This window comes from Chryseobacterium sp. FH1, assembly GCF_000735135.1.
Classification (GTDB): Bacteria; Bacteroidota; Bacteroidia; order Flavobacteriales; family Weeksellaceae; genus Epilithonimonas.
In genome coordinates this window covers 12,110-37,362 of record NZ_JPLZ01000006.1, presented here as the reverse complement: position 1 = coordinate 37,362, position 25,253 = coordinate 12,110, and the positions used below count along the sequence as shown (strand labels likewise).

Sequence of the window (25,253 nt, the reverse complement as noted above, 5' to 3'; positions counted from 1 at the left end):
GTGATAAAAATATATTTAATTGATTCTAATAGTTGCTTTATAATGATCCTCGAAACGAATCTCAAAAGGGTAATCCTGAATGGCGATGGGTACAAGGTTATCAAATTCCAAAAACACGTCTTCCTCAAATTGATACAAGCTTGCAGGAGCTTCTTCATCCGTCAATGCTGAATGGATCTGGACTTTCAAGCCTTGTTTCGAGTCTTCTTCAGTTGAAGGATTCGTCATTTGATCTAATGGAAATTGACTGACTTTAATTACTTTAATCCACAGACCGGGATGTTGTTCTCCTTCGCCAACAAACAGTTGATTGGTAACGTGGCTGATGCCAATCACATAAAGTGGGGATTTCTTTCCGCCCACATTGATTCCTTTTCTTTGTCCAAGCTTGAAGTTCTCCGTTCCCTGATGCTCGCCGATCAAAAAACCGTCGAACAAACCGTAATTTCTTACTTCGACCGCCTTAGTCAGTGCATCTTTCTTCGAATCCAATACAGAAACATCAGTTTCAAAGATTGAAGAGTCTAATGGTATTTGAACGATTTGACCAGATTTAATCACGGATATTTAATTATTTATTGAGACCGTCACCAAAAAACGGTATTATTTTTAGCTAATAGATAACGGGGGCGCTAAAGTAATTATTTTAATTCACATACGAATGAATTTAACATAAAGTTTCACACAATCGTAATATTGTCAAAATTCTACAGGTTTCACATAGATCTTTCACTACCATGGGCAATGTTCCATAGGTTTCACATGTGGCTACTAATATTGAACTCTTCGAGTTCTTCGTGAATAAATGTCAAACTATCTTTTTCATTACCATTGGCGATCCATAGGTTTCACATACGGCTACTAATATTGAACCCTTCGAGTTCTTCGTGAATAAATGTCAAACTATCTTTTTCATTACCATTGGCGATCCATAGGTTTCACATACGGCTACTAATATTGAACTCTTCGAGTTCTTTGTGAATAAATGTCAAAATATCTTTTTCATTACCATTGGCGATGTTCCATAGGTTTCACCTATGGCTACTAATATTGAAATCTTCGAGTTCTTTGTGAATAAATGAAATTAATCAAATGCCAGTCAGAGATTCTCGAAGACCTATAACAATCGCTGGCTCAGCCAGCTCTATAAAACTTCCTCCCATAACCTTCGACATTTCTTTGTCACCCTTAAACCCTCAAGCGCTACCACTCTCCAACACAAAAAAAAGACCCAGACAAAAACCCAGGTCTTAAATATGATAATTTTGAAAATCAGTTTAGAGATTCTGATCTTCGTGTTTTCCTTCTTTGATCTCCTCTACCAATTTGGTATTGAAGGCTGGAAGATCTTCTGGTGTACGGCTTGTCACCAAGCCATTGTCCACCACTACTTCACTGTCTTCCCAGATCACACCTGCATTTTTCAGGTCGACGCTGATGGATTCTACCGAGGTCATTTTTCTGCCTTCTGTAGCACCTGCATTGATTAGAATCTGAGGACCGTGGCAAATGGCCGCCACTGGCTTGTGCTGTTTGAAGAAATCCTGCACGAATGACAAAGCCGCTTTATTAGTTCTCAGTTTATCTGGATTGATGACACCTCCTGGCAATACTAATGCATCATAGTCGCTTGCTGAGGCTTCGTCAAGTGTCACATCTACCTTGTATTCCTTTCCCCAGTCTTTTCCAGACCAGGCTTTGATGCTTCCATCTTGAGGACTTACAATGTGCGCCGTCCAGCCTTGTTGTTCCAAATGTTCTTTTGGAGAACTCAATTCACTTTCTTCAAATCCGTGGGTTGCAAGTATTGCAATTTTCTTTGACATAATAATATATTTTTGTGATTAGTATGTCATCAAGTAAGAAAATATAATGCCGATGCGGGTTTTGAGAATTATAAATGTTTGTTAAAGTGGGTTGAGGCTGGAGCTTGGAAGTTGGAGGACGGGTTTACGGTTAGAAGTTGAAGGGTTGAGTTTGTGACAGCATTTAAAAAGAGGAAAAACATCAATGGTACGGAGGCGAGATTTCCTTGCCCTTACCCTAAAGGGAGGGAAATTTTGTTTGGGCGGCGAAATTTTCTTGCCCCTAGCACTAAAGGGAGGAAAATTTTGTTTGAGTGTCTTGTTTTAAATAAACATTAGATTGTTTAAATTTGTCTGAATAAAAATGAGCAATGACAATTGAGGATTTGATAGGAAGTTATGCAGTGGAAGGTAGTAATCAGGAGGAGAAAGGGTATCCTTATCACGGCGTATTGACTTTAAGTCTTGATGAAAATAACAGAATCAACGCCCAATGGACGATTGGCAATCATATTCAGAATGGGACGTGCTTTTTTAAAGATCAGATTCTGGTCGTTAATTTTAATTATGTAGGCGACGATCATCAAATCTACAAGGGCGTTGCTGTCTACCGATGTCTTAGCAAGAATATCCTAGATGGCTTTTGGTCCGAGAAGCATGGAAATCCGCTTTATCTGGGAAGTGAGTATTGTGTGCGGACTCCTGGGGCTGAGTTTTTGAATTGATTTCCATTGACTAATACTAGTACAGGTGAGATCCTCAGATTCAATCACAGATCCAAAAAAACATTAAATTATTAAAATATCCTAATATTTCTAGTCAAGTAGCATTTCCTACGCATCATCATGGCTTTATCTATACTTCAACCTGCAAGTAGATTAAATGAATTAAAGTTCATAAAGTTATTTGTTTTCAACTATGCGTAAATAGATAGAGTAAAAACCCCAATTTGATGAAATATTCAAATTCATGATTAAACTATCAATCCTTAAAATTCAAAATACTTCTTTTATCTTGAAAATTATTTCTTACAAATTAATTCTGTATCACATTAGTTACTTCCATTTTTCACAATCAAGATTTAGATAAAAAAAGAAGCCCACGCCGTTGTATATACTATTAGGTATTTAGTGAGTGTTCATGACCTCACCCTACGGGTTTACAAGCACCCTCATTTTTTTTAGCTATCCGATAATCAATTCGATACCGGCTTTTTCTGCTTTGTATTTTATTTTGGTCTGCAGTTCATAATAGCTCCAGTTGCGAAGCACAAATTCCTGTTCTTTTGCAATTCCTATTTTGTCTTCCTGATCTTTAAGGATAAGGGTGCCTGCCTGTTGCCTGATGCAGAAATCAATCAATTTGCGGCTGTACAGATGAAGATGATGACTGACAAAACGGTTTTCCAGATCCTCTGTTTTGTGCAGTGCCTTCTGTTTGCGTTTGGTTCCATGTCCGGAACGGGAATATGCGACTCCGGCTCGAATCCTTTTATTACTGGCCTGGATCGCCAATCTGCGGTAGAGGAATTCCTCTTTCGAGCCAATATTCATCCGTACATTATTGGCTTTTACCACGATCGGATGTTCTAATGACAGGGATGCTTCAGCAATGATGTCGGGTTTTAAACCGTGGTCTTCCTTTTCAAATTCAAAAACAGCTAGCCAAAATATTTTACCGTCTTTTAGCTGTACCTGTGAATTGCACAGCTTGATCTCTTCTCTTAAGAGACGTTCCAGTACCAAATGTTTATCAGAGAAATCTCTCCCTAAATACGTTTTGACAGGGATCGCAAACATATTGAAACTAAACGCTTTCTTTTCGGGATCATACTTCATTTTGCTGATGCATTTGATCGGAAGCGGAATGGGAATGTCTTTTTTAAAGTTTCTCAGTGATTGAGACCCTTGCCAATAGTCGGCTTTGTTTTTGGAAAAGGTAGATTGAATCGTATGGTTTAGGCTTCCTAGAATATCGGTCGTAACCTCCCCTTTGAAACGGTCGAAGATCATCCGTGCAGTTGTGTGTGTTTTCGATCTCGTAAACATTCCCATTTCATCTTTGTTTACATCCGCTAGTTTGTATTGGATGTCTTCTGTAAGGTAAAAGAAATCTTTGATCATTTCCTGAACATACAGATGGGAAACAATTAAATTAGCCGCCCGGAAACACCGGTTCTGATAACGATATAGTTTTTCCCACATCTCTTTTTGTTCATTTGCAGGAAGATCGATCAGCAACTGAATTCTTCGGGTAAGTGTAATTTTGGATTTTTCCATTTCAAAGAGGTATTTCAGAAGTGTTTTGATTTTGTAAATGTTGATATGCATACAGAAATTCCCGATGTACTGTCTTTTCAGGTAATTTGAGTTCCTGAGCAATACCTGCAAATGAAGATTTCTGTTCAAACCTTCTTTTCAAAATATCGAGTTGTTGACTACTGAGTTTTACTGACTGCTCCTTGTTATCGAAAGCCTTTCCCTGTGGCTGTTCAAAAGAACTTCTATTAAGAATTTTCCGGAGATCATTTATAGCTCTGCTTACCTCATTGCTGATGTCTTTTACACTGCTTCCCATTGCTTCTGCGATTGGTTTGTGCTGAAAGCCATATTCTAAGCAAAGTTCAATCAGATGTTTTCTTTTGGGATCCAGAACAGGTAAAACCTTTTTGACTTCATCGAAATTTTTCTGATCCGATTCGTGACTGAGGAGATTCTCTTTATCAGTTAGTGGATCATAACCCACAAGATAATCCTGATAATTCTCAAAACTTTCAAGAGAAGCAATTAGACGATTGAATTTATTCTTCGGCGCAGTGACATACGATATACAGTCTCTTTTCATAACAAACCGTAAAAAGCCAGTAATATGATCAGGGGTTTCAATGGTGTCACGGTGTAACCACAATTTAAGGAAGGTATCCTGAACAATAGTGTCCACTACAAAATCATCCTTAAGTACCTGCCATCCAACCCAGAAAAGAAGTCTTTTGTAGCGCAGATGAATATGTTCAAGTGCGGTCGGATTGCCTTCTTTCAGCAGTTCGTATAGCTGAAGATTGGTTAACTTTCGGGGCAAAAATTCTGTTCTTTTCATACACAGTATTTCCAATCGAGAGCTAATTAATAGCTTCTATGTTTCTTTGAAGTTATTGATAACTACCTTGGTAGGTAATTTGTTCCAAATATAAGAATATTTATTCAGTAAGTACTATAAGTCTCTATGAAAAACATAAATATTTATAAAATTTACTGAATGTATAAGTGGAACTCAGAAGAAATAAAAAATCAAATCGGAATCTTTTTTAAACTATATCGTTTAAGAAAAGGATTGTCGCAATTTCAAGTAGCCACCGAGATAGAACTCTCTAAAGATTATATTGGTAGAATAGAAAGAGGAAAAACTAATCCAACTATTGAGATTATTATTACTATCTGCAACTTTCTAGAAATTGATTTACTTCGAGTATTTTCTAAAATAAATCATTCTCAAATTGATGAAATGATAAGCGAGATAAAACTTCTCGAAGAAAAATTCAAAAATCAAAATAAGAGAAAATCCTAATAAGTGGTTTTGTTTTAAGATAGAGCCTAAATTCATTGTTTCTACGTACAGAACTATAGTTAAAACACCATATAGAATTTGCAAAGCAAGAAAAATTAATCTTGAGCAATTTCTTGAACTTATAAATGAATAAATGCCGACTAGAGTTGGTGTTTTTTTTATTGTAAAATTCTGGACTAAGTTCTTTCTTTATTACATAACCATATATTTTATGCCTAAGCCTTTCTTCTTGTGAGGCTTTTCTTACGTTGTTACGGTATTCCGTAAAAATGACAGGTTTTTAAAATTTAGTTTTACAAATGATTGAAAATCTAAAATAATTTTAGACAGTAGGTTGTCAAACAATTGAATTATAGTATTTTTAACAAAACTAATAATAGCAATGAATTTAAAATTACCCAAACTACAAAGAGAAGAGAAAATAGGAAACTCTGCAAAAAAGAATATAATAATTCATTTAATTAGGGAAGAAGCAGAAATAGAATTTGAAATTGTTTCTTTTCAAAGAGGAAAAGTCATTTTAAAGGATTTGGATAGCAATGAATATTATATCACTACAGATAAGAATGATGTTCCTGACGATAAAAATTTTGTGCTATTATCAAAAAGCTTTCTCAAAGCTGATGTTGAGAATGGAAATATAAAATTTATTAAATGGGTAAAGCATCCTGATAATGTTGATAATTTATTAGATACTATAGTGAATTCTTGGAAAAACACATTCAATTTCAAAGAAGAAGATGTTGAAAACAATACAATAGGATTACGTAAACCTCAGATTGGAGCCATTCATTCTATTTTAGGACATTTAACAAATGCTACTGAAATTGCTACAGTCGTATTACCGACAGGAACGGGTAAAACAGAAACAATGTTATCTGTCTTGATTGCTAATAAATGTAGTAAGCTTTTAGTTACTGTACCATCTGATGCTCTACGAGGTCAATTAGCCGGAAAATTTTGTAATTTAGGTTGGTTAAAAAAACTTGATAGTGATGGTAATTCAATTGTAAATACTTCCGCTAAATATCCAAAAGTGGGAATATTAAATACTGGTTTTAGCAATGAGGAAGAACTTAATCAGTTTTTTGATAAATGTAATGTCATTGTTTCTACGATGGATTTATTGACATCAATGTCAATTCAGCAGAAAAACTTAATGATTGAAAAGTGTTCACATTTATTTGTTGATGAAGCACATCATTCGAAAGCTAAAAGCTGGAATAAACTCATTAAATCTTTTGATAAAAATAGAGTGGTTCTTTTTACAGCAACACCGTATAGAAATGACGGGCAATTACTCGATGGAAAAATCATTTATAATTTCACGCTAAAAGAAGCTCAGGAACAAGGTTATTTTAAAGAAATTGATTTTATCCCAATAAGAGAATATGACCAAAAAATTGCCGACTTAAAAATTGCCGAAACAGCTGTAAATAAATTAAGAGAAGATATAGCCAATGGTTATGAGCATATTTTGATGGCTAGATGTGAGGATAAATATCGTGCAGATGAAGTTTTTGAAATATACTCTCAATATACAGACTTAAATCCTGTTAAAATATATTCTAATCTAAAAGGGCAATCAAATATTAAACAAAATATAATAGATAAACAGCATCAGATTATTGTATGTGTTGATATGCTTGGAGAGGGATTTGATTTGCCCGAGTTGAAAATTGCAGCATTCCACGATGTAAGAAAAAGTTTACCAATCACTTTGCAATTTGCAGGTAGGTTTACACGGACGAACAAAGATAATAATTTGGGTAAAGCAAGTTTTATTGCAAATCTTCATCAACCAACTTTAAGTGATGAATTAAGTCTTCTTTACGCTAAAGAATCAAATTGGAACTCAATATTACCAGCGTTAAGTTTACAAGCTACCCAAGAACAGATAGACCTACAAGAATTCTTGGCTGGATTTAGTCACTTGGACGAATCACTCATTCCATTTCAAGAAGTCCGTCCAGCTTTTAGCTCCGTGGTTTATCAAAATCAAAACGAGGATTGGCATCCAATGAATTTCAAAAAAGGTATAAAAGGTTATGAAAATTATGACTATAAATTTTTCGATTTAAATAGAGAGAAAAAGGCATTGATTGTTTTTCTAGGAAATAAAAAATCCGTTGATTGGGGTAGTTTTAAAGACGTTTATAATATTGAATGGGATATTTATATAGTTTACTGGGAGCAATCAAAAAATTTGTTATTTATACACTCGTCGGATAAAGGAAGTCTTTATAAGGAATTAGCAAATGCTGTTATTGGTGAAAGTTCTTTACTAATAAAAGATGAAGAGGTCTTCAAAACATTTTATAATATTGACAGGATTCGACTTTTTAACTTAGGTCTGAGAAAAGGCCTTGGAAAAGATATCACTTTCCAATCTTATTATGGAAAAGGTGTACAAGAAGGGCTGTCTCTGGCAGAAGAAAAATCGGGCATTAGCAACAATGTGTTTGGGGTCGGATTTGAAGATGGCAATATGACTTCTATAGGTTGTTCAAGAAAAGGAAGAATCTGGTCATATTCCCGAGGAACAATAAATCAGTACTTGGATTGGTGTGATGGAATTGCTGTTAAATTGGCAAATGATGAAATTGATCCTAACAATATTTTATTCAAAAACTCCATAAAACCAGTCAGGACTTCTGTGAGACCAAATGCTTATCCAATTTCAGTAGATTGGCATCACGAAATTTATAAGACAATTGAAGATAGAGTTGTTTTTACAATTAATGGAATTGATTATGATTTATCAACTTTGGAGCTTAATACTTTCAATCCCGATAATGAAAGTCCTTTATGCTTCTCTTTAGATGCTGAAAATGATAGTATTGCTTTTCAAATAAACTTGGATGAAACAATTCTAAATGATAATAAAGTATTTAGTTTCAGTGTTGTCAAGCTTACTACTATTGATGCAAATGTGAGATTAGGTTCCAGAAATTATTCAGTATCTGAATTTTTCAATGAATTACCACCCAAATTTTGGTTTCACGATGGAGCATTTTTACAGGGAAATGATTATGTGAAATTTAATGAACAAATACTTGATTTCCCCAAAAATGAAATTGAGGCTTGGGATTGGAGTGGAGTTAATTTAAGAAATGAATCTGAAGGATTTGCATCTTTAAATACCGATTCAATTCAGTTTCATTCTATAGAAAGATTAAGGCAAGAAGATTATTATGATTTAATTTTTAATGATGATAATAAGGGAGAAATAGCAGATATTGTTGCTATAAAAAATAATGAAAATGAAATTGTAATAGACTTATATCATTTAAAGTTTGCTCAAAATGGTCTGGTGTCAGCCGAAATCAAAAACTTTTACGAAGTTTGTGGTCAAGCACAAAAATCTTTAATTTGGAAATATAAAGAAAATATAGAGTTCTTTAATCATTTAATAAAGAGGGAGGATAAAAAAAATAAAATAGGACAAACCCGAATTAGAAAAGGTGACATAGAATTGCTGGAAAAATTACAATTTGAAGCCAAATGGAAGAAAGAATTGAAATTTCAAATTTACATCATTCAACCTGGATTTTCTCAAACGACTGTAACCCCTTCAATTTTAAATTTATTAGGAGTTACAGCAAATCATCTAAATAAAGAAGGTGGGATAAGCTTAAAAGTAATTTCAAGCTAATTCTGTTATTAATATCTATGTCTCTGTGTAAACCTTAAAAATTAAATATTTAAAAGAAAAAGCTATGAATGATTATACAGTTAGAAAATTTGAACTTCTTAAGCGCAATATTGATAGTATACGTAATCCTCATCAAAGAGATAAAATTAGAATTCAGATTGAAGAATTTTTAGAAAACATCTTTGATGAGACTGACAAACGTGGAATTATTGATTTTTATAAAATAAATCTTCAGCAAGGATTATTAAATCATAAGGAAGTATGTACGGCATTGAATGGTAATTGTGTTATTGAAGGAAACTATGAAGCTGCGCTTTTCTTTTTAAAGCAGGAATTAAATAAGATTGAAAGGAATAATAGATCATCTTTTGGCAACTATGTTGAAAATTTGACAATTACTGGAACTGGACACTTTGTTAATATTGGTGGAACCAATGGAGATATTGAAAACAGTATTACAATCTTGAAAAATAGAGGAGAGGAAAATATTGCAGAATCTTTTAATAGATTAAAGGAGGTGGTTAATAATGAAAATATTTCAGAAGAAGAAAGAAATTTACTACTGGATAATGTAAATATTCTATCTACACAAGCCACTTTAGAAAGGTCAGAGCGATTGCCTATAAATGTAATAAAGACAATCTTTTCAGGACTAAATGTTTTAAGTTCAATTTCAACAGTAGCTGGAGTCGATTTGCAAGCTATATTAACATATTTTAATCAGTAGAATTTTAAAAAAAATGGAAGAACTTTCAATAAAAAGCGATGAAGATTTTTTAAAGCTTGCTTACAAATTAGGAAAACCTATTACATCAAGAATAAATGGATTTTTGATTGATAATTTAATTCCAGTGCGGAAAGAAGAGGCACACAAGCAATCTATATCTGCTAATTTTGGAACAAATGCATTTCCATTTCATACTGATGGGGCATATTTTAAAATTCCACCAAAATTTATTCTATTAAGGTACATCAACGGCATTTCAAATCCAACACCAACGCTAGTATGTAATTTAAAAGATATTACTACAACTGATAAACGAATACTTAAGCATTCTGTATGGAAAGTTAAATCAAGGGATTTATCTTTTTATTCTTCAATTCTATCAGAGGATGAACGAATTTTCAGATTCGATAAATGTATAATGCAACCAGCTGACAGTAAAAACGACAATTCAATATATTTAGAACAGTTAATTTCAACATTACCAAAAGAACAAATTAATTGGGAAATTAATAAAACAGTTGTGATTGACAATTGGAATTATTTACACACACGACCAGAAGTGAAAGACAATGAGATAAATTCTAGAAACCTTCAAAGAATTATGATATTATGAGTTTTGATAGCGCTTGGACTTACGAAAAATTGTGGTTGAAAGGTAAAGTTTATATTAGCAAAGCACTTTTACAAGATAGAGAGAGTGAAATGTTTCCTTTTTTTGCTGCTATTGCTTTGGAATTTATTGCTAGAGCTTCTCTAGCTAAAATACATCCTGTTTTACTGGCGGATCCGAGAGAAGGAGAAAATATTCTTTACGTTTTTGGATTTCAAAAGAAACCAATATATACACCTATTTCGATTCCTACAAAATCAGTTTTAGAAAGATGTGAAGTGATTGTTCCTAATTTTACGGATAGTGAAAAAGTATTTTGTAAAGAGATTACAACTAAACGAAATGAAGAACTACATAGTGGGAATTTAGGTTTTGATAATTTTCCTACTAAAGTTTGGTTGTCAAAATACTATAAAACTTTAAAAATTTTATTGGAATTTCAAGAAAAAACTCTATTAGATTTTTTGGGTAATGATGAGGCAGAAGCAGCTGAAGAAATGATTGCCGAAAGGGATGCAGATCTGGAAAAAAGAGTAAGGGATAGAATTTCACTTTATAGAAGAAACTTCGCATTACTCACAATAGAGAGCCAGAAAGAAAAAATATCAATTTCGGAAAAAGATAAGTGGTTCGGTAGCCGCGTTTATAGGAAAGATGAGACTTGCCCTTCGTGTGGCAATAATGGTGTTATGACTGGTAAATTAATTTCAGTTATGGAAGGTACGGCGAATGAATATGAGATAACCCAAAAAATGAATATTTTGCCAACCCATTTTAGCTGTTTGTGTTGTGATTTAGAATTAGTAAATCATCAAGAATTAGATGCAATTGAACTTGGTGGTCAGTACAAAATAGAAGAAGTTTTTGAGCCAAGAGAATATTTCGAGTTAGATGATTATGAGCCAGATTTTGATTATGGGAATGATTGAGAGCATTTTCTCATCATCAAAGAAGTATTCGTTAAATAAAAAATGCGACTATTTACTAATGATGTAGTACGGTATATATAATTAAAATTATTATATATGTTGAATTATCTGATATATTAATATACTTTAAAAAAATTACGATGAGATTAAGTATTCTAAGAAATAATTGAAAAATAAACCATTAGTTCTATTAGATCCGTTGGTAGTACCTAGAAAAATTAATCCCGTTAAATAAATATAACTATTTGAGAAGTTTTTTAAGTGGAGTTGGAGGAAATCAATACTTAAAGTGAATATTTATTTAGTGTAAACTAAAGTACAATACAATACAATAATAATTCTTAAATGTAGTAATCTGCTTCGTATGGGAACAATTGGGGAACAATTATATAAAAACAAAACTCTAATTGATTGATTATCAATTAGAGTTTAATGTTTTTGGTACCCAGTACCAGTGTAGAAACACAATAGTAACCTATAAAATAGTAATGATAGTTCCTTTGAGATGATTGAAACATTAAGAACTTATTTTATTAGCACCTATTTTAGCACCTAAAATTAAAAAACCCCATTAACATTATGTTTATGGGGTTTTCTGCGGAGAGAGAGGGATTCGAACCCCCGGACCTGTTACAGTCAATAGTTTTCAAGACTATCGCAATCGACCACTCTGCCATCTCTCCTTAAAAACTCAGATTATATCTTCGTTTTCAGTGGTGCAAATATAAAACGCTTTTGCTTTATGACCAAATAATTTTTGAGAAAAAGTTTTAATTCTTTCGTTATCAAAGGGAAAAATTAATTTTTGATCAAATTAAAACCTGCAAAAACCATCAATAATCCTAAAACAAGACTCAACAGAGCATAAAAAATAAGAATATTGTAGTTGCCGTTTTGCCAAAGCGAAAAGTTTTCTGCAGAAAATGTAGAAAATGTGGTGTAACCGCCACAGATTCCGGTAATCAAAAGATACTTCAGCGAATTGTCAATTTTGATGAAATATGCAGTTAACAATCCGATCAGAAAACAACCAGTCATATTTACGACAAAGGTTCCCATCGGAAATGCGTTGACGTTCCATAACTTCTGGGTGTAATTGGAGATTAAGAACCTCATCACACTTCCAAAACCGCCTCCCAAGAAAATATAAACCAAATTTCTCATTGTGCTAAATTATGAAAATTGAGTGTAAGATTTGACTTTACATATTAGACTTACATTTTAAATTGTTATTTTTGAAATTCCACTTTTATTCTGAATTAAACTTTATGAAAAAAATCGTTCTTATCGAAGATGAATCCAGCGTTGTTTCTTTTATCAAAAAGGGACTTATGGAATTTGGCTACGAGATCTCTGTCGCATTTGACGGTTCTACAGGAATCAAACTGGTGGAAAGCAATGATTTCGATATGATCATTCTTGACATTATGTTGCCAGACATCAATGGTTTGGAGGTTTGTAAAGAAATTCGAAAGAAAAACAAAACCGTTCCCATTCTTTTCCTTACAGCTTTGGACTCTTCGGAAAATATCGTTTTAGGATTGGAAAGCGGTGGCGATGATTATTTGGTGAAGCCTTTCAAATTTATAGAATTGGTGGCAAGAATCAAATCCTTACTCAGAAGAAGCGGACACAGCAACGGCAACGAAAACAGCGAAGCCGAAAATGATGAAAACACCTATAACTTCGCAGATCTTAGCGTAAATGATTATACAAAAAAAGTAACCAGAAACGGTACAGAGATCTCCCTGACCTCAACAGAATACAAGCTTCTACTCTACTTTCTCAACAATCCGGAAAAAGTAATTTCCAGATCCGAAATTCTGGAAGCGGTCTGGGGCGTGAATTATGAACTGGGAACCAATGTGGTAGATGTTTACGTGAATTACCTCAGAAAAAAACTGGACAATCAAGACGATAACAAAATCATTCATACGGTTATTGGAATGGGTTACGTTATGAAAAAACCTTAAACTATGACAGGTAAATTTTCTTATACAAATCAAACCAAGACAATGCTTCTCTTGATGCTTGTTTTTTCTGTTGTCATCCTTCTTTTCAGTGGATTGGTTTATTTTTCTATTGTTAATTTTTCGCACCAGCGTTTTTATGAATTGCTGAAAATTCGCGCTACCACGATTGTCCAAATCGAGAAAAGCAAATCGGAAATATCAAATTCTGTCAACACAAAAATCAACAATCTGACGCAGGCGGAGGAACTTCCAATGGAGAAAGATTATGTTTTTCAGATTCCGACGGATTCCAACTATAAAAAAATATCGCATCAAATTCACATTCCAGAATCTTTCTTCAAAAACATTGTAAAAAATGGAGAAGCGAACTATAAGGACAAAGAGGATTACTACATCGGGCAAAGTTTCCGATCGCACGATAAAAATTACATCGCCATTGCTTCTGCAAAGAATCATTATGTGGTTTATTATCTCGGTTATCTCAAAAGAACTTTGATCACTTGTATGATTTTAGCCTTGTTCTTTTCGATGATTTTCTCGTTTTACTTATCAAAAACTTTGTTCAAACCGATTCTTAAAATCACGAATAAAGTGAAAGAAATAAGCTCGGAAAATCTACATCTCCGATTGGAACCTCAACCTGGGAATAAAGAATTGGACGAACTTGTAGAAACCTTCAACGGAATGCTGAACAGAATCGAGACTTCTTTTGAAACGCAAAACCATTTGATCGGGAATGTTTCGCACGAACTTCGCACGCCTTTGACTTCGATAATGGGAGAAGCTGACGTTGCACTCTCGATGAAGAGAACGGAAGAACATTATCAGGAAACGCTTCAGATCATTTTGAATGAAGCCGAAAAACTCGATAAAAAAATCAAGGCTTTGCTAATGATTGCCCAAACTGGTTTTGACGGAAAGATCCAGAAAATGGACAAAGTGCGGATGGATCAACTGCTTTGGGACGTGATAGAAACGGCAACTAGAATCAATTCCAATAATAATGTTTTTATGGACATCAGTATGTTGCCAGACAATCCTAAGAAATTGAAAGTCCAAGGAAACGAGCAACTTCTGCATCTTGCAATGGCAAATATCATCAATAATGCTTGCAAATATTCCAACTTCCAACAGGTGAAGGTTTCACTTGGCGCAACAGATACGCACGTTTACATCATTGTGAAAGATAATGGAATCGGTATTCCTGACTCCGAATTTGATAAGATCTATGATCCGTTTTTCCGTGCTTCTAATACGAAGAATTACGAAGGTTATGGAATCGGATTACCGTTGGCAAGGAATATTATCAGGATTCACAGTGGCGAGTTGATTATCAATTCTAAGGAGAATGTGGGAACTACGGTTCAGATTAGTTTTCCTATTTTTGTGACGTATTGATTCTTTTATTTCGCAGGAATCTACGGAATGAGAAAATTTCGTTTTTATATTGGCTGTTGTTCTTTTAACGAAACCGCAGCCCGACTTATCTCTTAATTTTTATTGTTTTTATTTGAAGCGATGAACCACTCCGTTAGGTTTGAGCGGAAATCCTTTTTTGCTTTGAATTAAGTTCTATTTAAAAGGAAATCGTCTGCAAAAAAGATTGTGAGCCCTTCGACAAGCTCAGGATAAACTCCAGGCGGAATAGCTGCCCAAATCTGATATAGTCTTCAAGAGCCTCAGACTAAAAATTTCTGATAATTTGCTCCTGAGAAGAAATTCTAATCTCATTCTAATCTCTCTAATTACATTTTAATTTAATTCCAAAGGCTTTCTAATTTGGTGGGTATAGTTTTGTATTATCAAAAAAACAACAACTCACAAAAATTATAAAGTTATGATCAAAACCATTTTAATAGCTACGGACTTTTCACTGGAATCTTTGGACATCTTGAAGAAAGTGTTGAAAAAGAAAGAGAGTCAAAGTGACGAGAATCAATACAATATCCTTTTTGTTTCTGGATATGATATGGGAGATTCTATCCGAGAGCTTCTTTTCACCACAAAAAATTCGATGATCTGCAAAGTGAGATCTCAAGATTTCTGCGATGCGTACAGCATTATTTGCAACAAATATTCTAAGCTGATCAACAAAGTGACTTGCGATATTTTCACAGGAAATTTCCAGAGAACCTTCAACCATTATTTGGAAGCACTTAATATAGATGAGGCTTACTATTCTTCTACAAAAAGCAAGAGTCTTAAGAAAAACCAATTTGAACTTACAACTTACCTCAAAAAAAACAAACACATCCAACCGCAAGAAGTGGTAATGGAAGCAGTAGATTACATGCCTGAAAAAGGCAGACTGGCGCAGGTTTTCTCATAAAAACCGAATGATGAAAAAGAAGTTAATAGATTAAAAAGTAAGTAATATGTTAAGAAATTATAGTAACAGCAGGACATTGGGAGAAAATATAAGACTGGGGACGCTGACTGCTTTTACAGCAGGAACTATAAATATAGCTTCTCTATTGATTTTCCTTTCTTTTACGTCCAACGTAACAGGACACTACGCCATCTTGGCGGCGGAAATTAGCCAAGGAAACTGGACTCAGGTTGGTGTCGTAGCGGGCTGGATCTTCCTATTCTTCTTCGGAGGTTTTGTAGCCAACATGAGTGTGATCAACCTCAACAAGAAGAGTAAATATTTTGCACACGCCTTTCCGATCATTTTAGAGATCTTGTGTCTCTTGGCAGTTGGAATCTATGGTCAGTTTTATTACGAGAAAACTTTGCAAGAGACAGAAATGCTGGTTGCACTGATGTTGTTCGCAACTGGTCTTCAAAATGGTTTGACAGCGAGTATCTCCAACTTCTCCGTAAAGACGACGCACCTTACGGGAACGACCACGGATTTAGGTATTTTGGTTTCGATGTTTACTCAGAAGAGATTCAGAAAAAACCCCGAATTGATTGCCAGAGCCAAGTTGTTATCTAGCATTATGGTCGCTTATGTTTTAGGCGCTGTATTCTCTGGACTGACTTATTACAATCTGGAGTTCAGAGTTTTTTATGTGATTAGCTTTTGTTTGTTAATTGTTATTGGATATGATTTTTACAAGATCAACTTGCGACATTTCCAAACAGAATACAGATATTACAAGATCTATCACAAGCCAACCTTGATTGCCTTCTTGTACTACAAAATCCATAACAAGGAAGAAAAAAGGACGACGAGCCGAACAACAGCCAAACCGAAACTTGCCTTCAACGAGGATTAATTCTAAGAAAACACTTCAATATATATTAGTTTTTAATAGTTCTTTTTTACAGAAATACACCGAGAAAGTCTCGGTGTATTTATTTTTATAATATGTTTTAATCAACTAGTCTTGCTCCACCCAAGTATGGTTTTCACCAGCTAATTCACCAAGATATTTCTCTGCATCCATTGCCGCCATACAACCGCTTCCAGCCGCTGTGATCGCCTGTCTGTAGTGATGATCCTGAACATCACCCGCTGCGAAAACACCTGGAAGATTGGTTCTTGCAGATTTGCCTTCGGTGATGATGTATTCGTTTTCGTCCAAATCGATTTGTCCTTTGAAGATTCCTGTATTTGGTTTATGACCAATCGCGATGAAAATCCCGTGAACATCGATCGTAGAAACTTCGTCAGTCAAATTATTTACGACCTTCGCTCTTTCTACCAAGAAATTTTCGCCTTCGATTCCGATGAGTTCGTGGTTGTATTTCACTTCGATGTTTGGCGTTGTCATTACTCTGTCCACCATTACTTTTGAAGCTCGGAAGTGGTCTTTTCTAACCAACAAAGTAACTTTGTTACAGATTTTTGATAGATAAGTTGCTTCTTCCGCAGCAGTATCTCCAGCGCCAACCACCACAACATCTTTTCCTCTGTAGAAAAATCCGTCGCAAGTTGCACACGCAGAAACACCGCCACCAGAATATTTTTTCTCGTCCTCAAGACCAAGATATTTTGCTGCTGCTCCAGTGGAGATGATCACACTTTTTGCAAGAATCTCTCGAGAACCTGTACTCAATTTGTGGATTCCGCCTCTTACTTTGGAAAATTCCACTTTGGAAATCATCTCGTAATGAACTTTAGTCTCGAAACGTTCCGCTTGCTTTTGTAAATGCAACATCATTTCCGGACCTGTGATTCCGTCTGGATAACCTGGGAAATTCTCTACTTCTGTAGTGGTCGTCAACTGCCCTCCTGGCTCCAGTCCTGTGAATAATTCCGGTTTCAGACTTGCTCTGGCAGCGTAGATTGCTGCTGTAAAACCAGCTGGTCCAGATCCTACAATCACACAATCTAAGATATTGTTTTCCATTTTTATAATTAAATTATTTTATTCTTAAGACTAATTTATGAATCGATTTTTTCCTCGATTTTAAGTTTTCAAATATAAATCTTTACGCGAAAAAAGCGAACACAAATTTCGGGAATTAATTATTCATAACCTATCTAAACTGTCGATTTGAAATATATGAATGATGAATAATATTTATTTACTGATGATTGAAAACAAAAGCCAAAATAATCAGCACAATATCAATCCCAACAAGAATCCAAACCAGCTTCAGATCCGGCTCCGCAAATCCTTCTATGAATTGTCTGATTTTAAGAGATAAGATGGTACTCAGATTCGTATTCGGATCTTTAAAATTAACATCGTCCATTTTGATTTTTTTGAGGACGAACTTGATGATTCTCTTCTGCAATTTGGGTGTCTGAGAATCATTGTTGATGGTGTCTAGCAACTTCACTTTTACAACGCTCCATTCTGTGATGTTCTTCAAAAATCCAGGCTGTTTCTGGAGTATTTTGTCGATGTAAAAATCAATTTTAGGTTCGATAAAATCTGCAATCTTATATTTCCAGACATTATAAACGGCGGAAGCAATGGCATTTTTATTGGCCAAAACAATGAAAAGGATTGGCGCTAAAATCCCGACAGTCATAAGCAGCGCCGTCCAAAACTCGACCACAAAGAGCAATATAAATCCCATTACGGCGCCCAACATTCCCGCGTGCGCCGAGGCCGGAAATCCACCACCAGTGTTGTCACCCAATAAAATAATGGCAATCACAATATTGACAATCATAATGATTGCGCCTATCAACGCAACTTTGATCCAAGCTAAGGAAGCTTTTCCGCTGATCTTTGCGAACAGCTTGATGTTACCGATTAATTCTTCTTTCATTTGTGTATTTTGTCTTTTATTTCTTATTAAATAAAATTTGTTCGCTATCTAAAGCTCCAATAAATACTAAAAAATGTGATCATCAAAATTGTATTAAGCACAGAAATGTGATCAAATGGAAAAAAAATAAATTCTGTAATATGATAATTAATCCAAACAAATAGCGTAAGATTAAGTAAAATCGCTGTAATTTTAGATAATTTACTATTTGTAATTTTGATTTTTGATAAAACTAAAATAGTAATAATTGAAACAATTAGATTAAATATTACTATAAATAAAAAATTGAATTTGAAGCTCCCAAAACCAAATGCACCTCTATCTTCTAATATAGTAACATCAAAATATTTATTTGTAAAGTAATTTTCAAAAAGAGGATAGATTAAAAACATTGCTACAAAAAATGTTGTAACAAACATTAAAAATACAAAATTTAAGATTACAGCCTTTATCATTTTTAAACCTTCACCTTCAACTCATCCACTTTTATAATTTTGTAAACCAGCTCTTTATAGATCTCGTCATCTTCCATTTGTCTCACCCCAACACCTTTGGATTTCAGATCCATTTCTCGAAGTATGGAAATGACTCTTGTCGCGTGCTTCAATGGATAGAACCGCGCCGCTTCCGAATAATCTTTGATAGCATAAGGATTCACGCCCATTTGAGAAGCAATGTTCTGCGGAGATTGTCCCGTCAAAGTATGATAAATGACGATGTTCGAAAAGAAATTGTACAACGCGCCGAAAGCCATTTGAACAGGATTCGATTTTTTGTTCTTGCCCATATAATAAGCAATGCTGAAAGCCTTCGCCTGATCTTTCGTAGCCAACGCCTTTTGAAGTTCGAAGATGTTGAAATCCTTGCTGATCCCAATATGTTCCTCAATGATCTTTCCATCCAGAACGGCGCCGTCTTTCAAAACGATTTTCAGTTTGTTGAGTTCATTCGCAATTCTGGAAAGGTCATTACCAAGATATTCTGCTAAAAGGTGGCTGATGTTCGGCGCAGATTTGATTCCCATCACAGACATTTCGCCTTGGATCCACGTTGGAAGTTGATAATCTTTCATCTTCTCGCTTGTGAAAAGCATTCCGGATTTGGCTAATATTTTTGTGACTTTCTTCCTCGCATCTAACTTTTTCAGCTTGTGTGCAAAAATCAAAATGGTGGACGGAACGGGATTTTCCAGATAAGTTTCAAGAGCTTTGGATTCGTCGTCATTCAGTTTCATGTCCTGCGCTTCCTTTACAATGATGAGCTGTTTGTCGCCCATCATTGGATATTGTCTTGCCAATGACAGAATTTCCAGATAATTGGTATCTCTTCCGTAAGCAACCGTTTGGTTAAAAGCCTTCTCATCTTCCTCCAAAACATCCTGCTCAAAATGCTTGACAGCGAGATCGATATAAAAAGACTCGTCGCCGTGAAGAAAATAAACCGGTAATAGTTCTTTATTTTTAATATTTTTGAGGATAATATCTATTTCTTTCATCTTAACGTATGCAGGTTCCGAAACTTAACTTTGAAAATGACTTTGATCTGCAGATCAAACAAGACAAAGATACATTTTTTATCTATGATCTGGTGCGGAAAAACTGGTTCTTGCTCACGCCCGAGGAGTGGGTGCGACAGCATTGGTTGCACTATTTCAGGTTTGTGAAAAAGAAAAATCTATCGTCATTGATCCTAGAAAAAAAACTAGAACTAAACGGCACAACCAAGCGAATCGACCTTCTAGTAACAGAAAAAACGAAACCGAAAATCCTCATAGAATGCAAAGCACCGAACATTGCTTTGAAACAAATTCATTTTGAGCAGATTGCGCGCTACAACAGCTTGATTGGCGCACAACAAATCATCATCAGCAACGGACTCCATCATATTTTTGCAGAACATACGGAGAATGGTTATCAGTTTCGCAAAGATTTTGAATAAGTTGCGAGCTTGAGTAAAACTATTACGAACCACAAAAGTCACAAAAGTTATACTCTTTCTTAAGTGTATCAAAAGTTCAAAAAAGGAGGCTATTCTAAAAATTAGCTTTTTTGCTCTTTGAAACATTTCTCTTTTTTTCATTTATCTTTTGTGACTTTGTGGTTATATAAATTTTATGCAGTCTTTAATGATAATGATTTATAATTTTGGAATAAGTATTGATTATACCGAAATCTGAAACCGCGACAGAATGAATGAAAAAACTACTAAGCCATCTAAACTAAAAAAAATATTGACCATCACTGGAATTTCTATTCTGGTCTTGGCAATAATTTTTCCTTTTGCACTAGATGCTTATTTGAAGCGCAAACTTCCCGACATCATCAACGATAAAACGCCTTACCATTTGACTCTTGACCAATTCAATCTGAGTCTGTTTTCTGGTAATTTGAATGCAGAGAATTTGGTCATTAATAATAAAAACAAAAAAGATTCTACGGTGACTCAAATCAATGGAACCGTGAAAGAACTGAAGATCGAGGATTTCAGCATTTGGAAAGCGGTTTTCAGCAAAAGTTACAAGGCAAAAGATGTGGTTTTGACCGACCCAAACATCACAGTAATTTTCGCTCCGAAAAAGGAAAAGAAAAAGAAGGAAAAGAAAAAAATTGATATTGCTCTGGAAAACATCATTGTTTCCAACGGCAATGTAAAAATCCAGAATGAGTTGAAAAAGACCTTGTTCAATGGGCAAAACGTGAACATCAAACTCACAAATATCAAGCAGAGTGAAGATGAGTCGAAAATTCCTTTTGCATTTGAGGAGTTCAAAATTGATGCGCAAAATGTTGTCGTGACGGCGAATGAATTTTATGAAATCAATGCAAAAAAAATATCTGCAAAGAATAAAACTTTGAACATTCTTGGTTTCCATCTCAATCCGATTCAAAATGCGAAAAATTATAATGCCAAAAATATTTTCGATTTTTCTGCGGATGAATTGATGGCAAAAAACTTTGTCATCAGCCAAGATTCTTTGATTGTGGATCAGGTCGATTTCATAAAACCAGATTTGAAAGTGACTTCGACAGGTAAAAAAACGGTGGAAAAGAAATCGGAAAAAGAGAAGGAAATGAACCTGAAAATCGGGTTGAAGAATATCAATTTCAATCAAGGAAAAATATTGGTTTTGCAATCTAATCTTCAGAAAACGGCTTCAATCGACAACTTTAATTTTAAACTTAATGATATTGTTTTTGATAAAAATACGGTGAAAGAAAAAATTCCGTTCAGATTTACCAATCATAATATTGAAGCGGAAAATATTTATCTGAAAACGGATGAACTTCAAGCTTTGAAAATTGGAAAAATAAAGTCGGAAAATCAAGACATCACGATTGATAATTTTGAGATGATTCCGCTTGGAAGGAGCAGTCACAAAGATATCCTTGACATTAAAACGGATAAAATATTAATCACAAAAAACCAATCAAAATATATCGGTCAACAATTGAATTTGAATTTTGCTGGAATCGATGTGATGAATCCAAAGATTAAAATCTACTCCGCAAAACATAAATCTAATACTAAAAACAAAACCTCATCAACACCTGACTTCAAAGCGTTGATTGGAAAATTGAATATCACCAATGGAACTTTCAAACAAATTTCGGAAGGTAAAGAAAAGTTGTCTGTAGGGAAATTTGACATTAATCTTAATGAAATAAAATCGGACAAAAATATTGCAAAGGAAGATTTTCCTTTCACGATAAAAAATAGATTGATCTCTGCAAAAATCATCAATCTGGACGCTGGAAAGCATTACAGATTGAAATTGGCTTCGTTGAAAAACTCAGGCAAACAAACCGATTTGCAGAATCTTGAATTTCTACCAAAATACTCCAGAGATGCTTTCAGCAAAGTGATTGCGAAACAGGAAGATTTGTATACAATCCGAACGAAACACATTTCGATCACAGACAAAGATTCGAAAATTGGGAAGAATACTGTCATTCATCTCGATAAAATCATCATCGACAATCTGGATTGCAACATCTACCACGACCTTGCGCCACCAGAAGATCACGGCGTGCGATATTTGTTTGGGAAGAAGTTGCGTGATGTGAAGTTTCCGCTGTTCGTCAATCAAATTCAATTGAAAAATTCTGGGTTGATCTATGAGGAAAATGCGGTGAATGCCAACAAACCTGGAAAATTGACTTTTGATGATTTCAATGCAACAATTAATAATGTCAACAACACGAAAATCAAAGGTCTACCAACTTTGGTTTCCGTTGATGCCAATTTCAAATTCTATGGAACTGCGCCTACAACCGCGACTTGGAAATTTGATGTGAAAGATATGGATGATAAATATACGATTGCGGGAAATATCCAAAAACTTTCGGCTGATAATGTCAATTTGTTCGTCAGACCTTATTTGAATGTGACTTTGGATGGGAAAATCGATTATGTGAAGTTTGATTATTATGGTTCCAATGCAGGAATTGCTGGTAAATTCTATTTCAAATACAAAGATATGTACGTGAATTTCATTAATAAAAACAATGGAAAAGAGCGCAAAATCTTATCAACTGTCGCCAATTGGTTTGTGAAAAACGAATCGACTGGAGAACCAGAACACGTGAAAATCGAGAAAAAACGCGACCCTGAAAAGAGCTTCTTCAATATGGTTTGGCAGGGCATTATGGAAGGTTTGAAGAAGTATGTGATTTAGAAATGACCATCATAACATTTGCGTAGGAATAAATTCCTACGCTGAAATATCAATCGTCCCTTTGGGACTTTGGGACTTTGTTTAAATTTGAACAAATAATTCTATAAATTAAAATCCTTCTTCGGATTGAAAAGATAGATCATCAAGAAAAAGAAAACCGAAACCGCCAAGAAATATTGGTAATAATGAACAGCAGACTGAGAGCTGATGGTCGTTGTACTGCTTCCAGTAGATTTTTGCAACTCAGAGTTTAGACTGCTGATGGCTTCCTCGAGATTGTTCCCATTGATATAAGTTCCACCCGTGGAAGATGCGATGTTGTTGAGCGCTTTGGTTTGAAGTTTGGAAACGACTGTTTCGCCGTACAGATCAGATTTGTAGCCCATCAATTGTCCGTAATAATATTCTGGAATTGGTGCGCCATCTTCGGTTCCAACGCCAATGGTCGTAATTCTGATGCCTTGTTTCTTTGCCAAATCAATGGCTTCTCCCTCGTGACCTTCATTGTCTTCGCCATCGCTGATGAGGACTACGTTTTTTGAACCTTTGCTGATATTTTTAAATTTCTGAGAAGCAATTTCCATCGCCTTCAGAAAATCCGTTCCTTGATTTTGAATCACGCTGGTTTCGATTCCGGCAAGGTAAGTTTCCGCTGCTGAATAATCGCTGGACAAAGGCATCACAGAATAGGCATCGCCTGCAAAAACCACAATCCCTACCCTATCGTTGCTCATTTTTTGCAGTGAATTGATGATGATATTTTTAGCTTCGTCCAATCGGCTTGGTTGGATGTCTTGTGCATTCATCGAGTTGGAAACGTCCAAAACAAAAATCGTGTTGCTGAGATTTTGAGTCACGCTAATTTCCTCTTTCCCACCCAAGAGATCGATGATTGAAAAAATTAAAAACAGAAATCCCAAGAGATAAAGAATCGGAAAAATCTTGGCAAATCCAGAGGTCTTTTCAAATAAAACATCTTGAAACCTGTCTTCCGCAAAAACATTCCTTCTCTTCCCTTTCCACCGGACATAGTGAATGATAAAGTAACCGATGATAGGCAACAAAAGAAGAAGTAAAAGATACCAGTAATTTCCTAAAGACCAATTCATCAGCTTAATTCAAAATTTTAAAAATGACCCAACGCAACATCGCATCCAACACCAAAAATCCCAAGGCAATCCAGAGAAAAATCCTGAAATATTCTTCGTAATTGTATAATTTCGACGTTTTCACATCCGATTTTTCCAATTGATTGATCTCGTCGTAAACCGTTTGGAGACTGGAATTGTCCGTTGCCCGGAAATATTTCCCGCCTGTCAGTTGGGCAATATCCATCAAAGTATTTTCATCGATTTCCGTTTTTTGCTCCGTGAAAACAATGTCTCCAAAAATATTGGTTCCAGTTGGAAATGGCGCAAAACCATTGCTTCCAATTCCGACGGTGTACACTTTTATATCGTTATTTTTCGCCAACTCAGCAGCAATTTGTGGAGGCATTGCATTGACAATTGTATTCACGCCATCTGTCATCAAAATGATGATCTTGCTTTTCGCCTTGCTTTTTTTGAGGTGATTCACAGCGACGGACAAGCCTTCTCCAATGGCAGTTCCCTGTTGCAATTCCAATGGATTTAACAAATTGATCTCATCCACAACAACCTGATGATCCGTCGTAAGTGGCACCTTGGTGTAAGCTTCTCCAGAATAGGCTACCAAACCAAGTCTGTCATTTTCTCTTTTATTGACGAAATCGACGGCAATCTTTTTCAAAGCTTCCAATCGATCGGGATCCAGATCTTTTGCCAACATACTCAGTGAAACATCCACAGAAAGGATGATGTCAATTCCCTTTGACTCGTCTCTGTCTTGGGAAACCGTGTAAGTTCTTGGTCTTGCCAAAGCGATGATCAAAGCTGACAGAATGAAATATTTTGAGATCTTCAAAAACCACATCACCAAAGAAATATTTCCGCTCGGTCGCATATTCTGAACCGAAGGCACCGCAATCCCACGACTCTTCTTCTTGCCCGCATCCAATATCAACAATGGAATGAACAAAAGAAAAAGTAATAAAAACCAAGGACTGTAAAATTCGAAATTCACGGGTGATTATAATTGATAAATGATGGTTGATAAATGA

The 25,253-nt window shown here is 35.0% G+C and carries 23 protein-coding genes and 1 tRNA gene; 12 read left to right on the top strand and 12 right to left on the bottom strand.

Annotated elements, in window-relative coordinates; genetic code table 11:
• Positions 1 to 15 precede the first annotated feature (15 nt).
• On the bottom strand, positions 16 to 561 hold the full coding sequence (locus IO90_RS07230) for a tRNA methyl transferase PRC-barrel domain-containing protein (RefSeq protein ID WP_034965413.1): 546 nt from the start codon (positions 559 to 561) through the stop codon (positions 16 to 18).
• A gap of 716 nt (positions 562 to 1,277) precedes the next feature.
• Positions 1,278 to 1,826, bottom strand: coding sequence for a type 1 glutamine amidotransferase domain-containing protein (locus tag IO90_RS07225; protein ID WP_034965411.1), 549 nt, complete (start codon positions 1,824 to 1,826; stop codon positions 1,278 to 1,280).
• 350 nt (positions 1,827 to 2,176) lie between these two features.
• On the opposite strand from IO90_RS07225, the gene IO90_RS07220 reads away from it, so the two are divergent.
• On the top strand, positions 2,177 to 2,530 hold the full coding sequence (locus tag IO90_RS07220; RefSeq protein ID WP_034965408.1) for a hypothetical protein: 354 nt from the start codon (positions 2,177 to 2,179) through the stop codon (positions 2,528 to 2,530).
• 459 nt (positions 2,531 to 2,989) lie between these two features.
• Here IO90_RS07220 and IO90_RS07215 read toward each other — a convergent pair whose 3' ends face one another.
• On the bottom strand, positions 2,990 to 4,084 hold the full coding sequence (locus IO90_RS07215; RefSeq protein WP_034968667.1) for a hypothetical protein: 1,095 nt from the start codon (positions 4,082 to 4,084) through the stop codon (positions 2,990 to 2,992).
• Position 4,085: 1 nt separating this feature from the next.
• A complete protein-coding gene (locus tag IO90_RS07210) occupies positions 4,086 to 4,901 on the bottom strand; it encodes an RNA polymerase sigma factor (protein WP_051878396.1) in 816 nt (271 codons plus the stop codon).
• 159 nt (positions 4,902 to 5,060) lie between these two features.
• Between IO90_RS07210 and IO90_RS18325 the strand changes: the two genes are divergently transcribed.
• The 5 genes from IO90_RS18325 to IO90_RS07185 all read left to right on the top strand — a co-directional run bounded on the left by IO90_RS18325 (position 5,061) and on the right by IO90_RS07185 (position 11,290).
• Positions 5,061 to 5,369: a helix-turn-helix domain-containing protein gene (locus IO90_RS18325; RefSeq protein ID WP_051878395.1), complete on the top strand. Its 309-nt coding sequence runs from the start codon at positions 5,061 to 5,063 to the stop codon at positions 5,367 to 5,369.
• Positions 5,370 to 5,751: 382 nt separating this feature from the next.
• Positions 5,752 to 9,024, top strand: a complete 3,273-nt coding sequence (locus IO90_RS07200; protein ID WP_034965405.1) for a DEAD/DEAH box helicase — start codon at positions 5,752 to 5,754, stop codon at positions 9,022 to 9,024.
• Positions 9,025 to 9,088: 64 nt separating this feature from the next.
• Positions 9,089 to 9,751: a hypothetical protein gene (locus IO90_RS07195; RefSeq protein WP_034965402.1), complete on the top strand. Its 663-nt coding sequence runs from the start codon at positions 9,089 to 9,091 to the stop codon at positions 9,749 to 9,751.
• 13 nt (positions 9,752 to 9,764) lie between these two features.
• Positions 9,765 to 10,364: a hypothetical protein gene (locus IO90_RS07190; protein ID WP_034965399.1), complete on the top strand. Its 600-nt coding sequence runs from the start codon at positions 9,765 to 9,767 to the stop codon at positions 10,362 to 10,364.
• Positions 10,361 to 11,290: a hypothetical protein gene (locus IO90_RS07185; protein WP_034965397.1), complete on the top strand. Its 930-nt coding sequence runs from the start codon at positions 10,361 to 10,363 to the stop codon at positions 11,288 to 11,290. Before IO90_RS07190 ends, IO90_RS07185 begins: the two co-directional genes overlap by 4 nt.
• Positions 11,291 to 11,888: 598 nt before the next feature.
• On the opposite strand, the gene IO90_RS07180 is transcribed toward IO90_RS07185, so the two are convergent.
• Positions 11,889 to 11,973 (bottom strand) — tRNA-Ser (locus tag IO90_RS07180).
• A 115-nt stretch (positions 11,974 to 12,088) separates the two neighbouring features.
• Positions 12,089 to 12,454: a fluoride efflux transporter CrcB gene (crcB, locus tag IO90_RS07175; protein ID WP_034965395.1), complete on the bottom strand. Its 366-nt coding sequence runs from the start codon at positions 12,452 to 12,454 to the stop codon at positions 12,089 to 12,091.
• A gap of 104 nt (positions 12,455 to 12,558) precedes the next feature.
• Between crcB and IO90_RS07170 the strand changes: the two genes are divergently transcribed.
• The 4 genes from IO90_RS07170 to IO90_RS07155 all read left to right on the top strand — a co-directional run bounded on the left by IO90_RS07170 (position 12,559) and on the right by IO90_RS07155 (position 16,487).
• Positions 12,559 to 13,263, top strand: a complete 705-nt coding sequence (locus tag IO90_RS07170; RefSeq protein ID WP_034965393.1) for a response regulator transcription factor — start codon at positions 12,559 to 12,561, stop codon at positions 13,261 to 13,263.
• A 3-nt stretch (positions 13,264 to 13,266) separates the two neighbouring features.
• A complete protein-coding gene (locus tag IO90_RS07165; RefSeq protein ID WP_034965392.1) occupies positions 13,267 to 14,661 on the top strand; it encodes a sensor histidine kinase in 1,395 nt (464 codons plus the stop codon).
• A 439-nt stretch (positions 14,662 to 15,100) separates the two neighbouring features.
• On the top strand, positions 15,101 to 15,592 hold the full coding sequence (locus IO90_RS07160) for a hypothetical protein (RefSeq protein WP_034965390.1): 492 nt from the start codon (positions 15,101 to 15,103) through the stop codon (positions 15,590 to 15,592).
• Positions 15,593 to 15,638: 46 nt separating this feature from the next.
• Positions 15,639 to 16,487, top strand: coding sequence for a YoaK family protein (locus tag IO90_RS07155; protein ID WP_051878392.1), 849 nt, complete (start codon positions 15,639 to 15,641; stop codon positions 16,485 to 16,487).
• A gap of 105 nt (positions 16,488 to 16,592) precedes the next feature.
• Here the strand turns inward: IO90_RS07155 and trxB are convergent, their stop codons facing one another.
• The 4 genes from trxB to holA all read right to left on the bottom strand — a co-directional run bounded on the left by trxB (position 16,593) and on the right by holA (position 19,933).
• The gene (gene trxB, locus IO90_RS07150; protein ID WP_034965387.1) at positions 16,593 to 17,564 is read right to left on the bottom strand and encodes a thioredoxin-disulfide reductase; all 972 of its coding nucleotides are present in this window, start codon (positions 17,562 to 17,564) and stop codon (positions 16,593 to 16,595) included.
• A gap of 178 nt (positions 17,565 to 17,742) precedes the next feature.
• Positions 17,743 to 18,438, bottom strand: a complete 696-nt coding sequence (locus tag IO90_RS07145) for a hypothetical protein (RefSeq protein ID WP_034965386.1) — start codon at positions 18,436 to 18,438, stop codon at positions 17,743 to 17,745.
• A 44-nt stretch (positions 18,439 to 18,482) separates the two neighbouring features.
• Positions 18,483 to 18,893, bottom strand: a complete 411-nt coding sequence (locus IO90_RS07140) for a hypothetical protein (RefSeq protein WP_034965385.1) — start codon at positions 18,891 to 18,893, stop codon at positions 18,483 to 18,485.
• A 2-nt stretch (positions 18,894 to 18,895) separates the two neighbouring features.
• Complete coding sequence (holA, locus tag IO90_RS07135; protein WP_034965384.1) at positions 18,896 to 19,933, bottom strand: DNA polymerase III subunit delta; 1,038 nt, start codon at positions 19,931 to 19,933, stop codon at positions 18,896 to 18,898.
• A gap of 8 nt (positions 19,934 to 19,941) precedes the next feature.
• Between holA and IO90_RS07130 the strand changes: the two genes are divergently transcribed.
• Together IO90_RS07130 and IO90_RS07125 are read left to right on the top strand one after the other, a co-directional pair.
• Positions 19,942 to 20,376 (top strand): type I restriction enzyme HsdR N-terminal domain-containing protein, encoded by a 435-nt coding sequence (locus IO90_RS07130; RefSeq protein WP_034965383.1) that lies wholly within the window; start codon positions 19,942 to 19,944, stop codon positions 20,374 to 20,376.
• Positions 20,377 to 20,626: 250 nt separating this feature from the next.
• Complete coding sequence (locus tag IO90_RS07125) at positions 20,627 to 23,113, top strand: hypothetical protein (RefSeq protein WP_034965381.1); 2,487 nt, start codon at positions 20,627 to 20,629, stop codon at positions 23,111 to 23,113.
• A 101-nt stretch (positions 23,114 to 23,214) separates the two neighbouring features.
• Here IO90_RS07125 and IO90_RS07120 read toward each other — a convergent pair whose 3' ends face one another.
• Together IO90_RS07120 and IO90_RS07115 are read right to left on the bottom strand one after the other, a co-directional pair.
• The gene (locus IO90_RS07120; protein WP_034965378.1) at positions 23,215 to 24,222 is read right to left on the bottom strand and encodes a VWA domain-containing protein; all 1,008 of its coding nucleotides are present in this window, start codon (positions 24,220 to 24,222) and stop codon (positions 23,215 to 23,217) included.
• Between the two features lie 4 nt (positions 24,223 to 24,226).
• Positions 24,227 to 25,216, bottom strand: coding sequence for a VWA domain-containing protein (locus IO90_RS07115; protein ID WP_034965376.1), 990 nt, complete (start codon positions 25,214 to 25,216; stop codon positions 24,227 to 24,229).
• Positions 25,217 to 25,253: the final 37 nt, after the last annotated feature.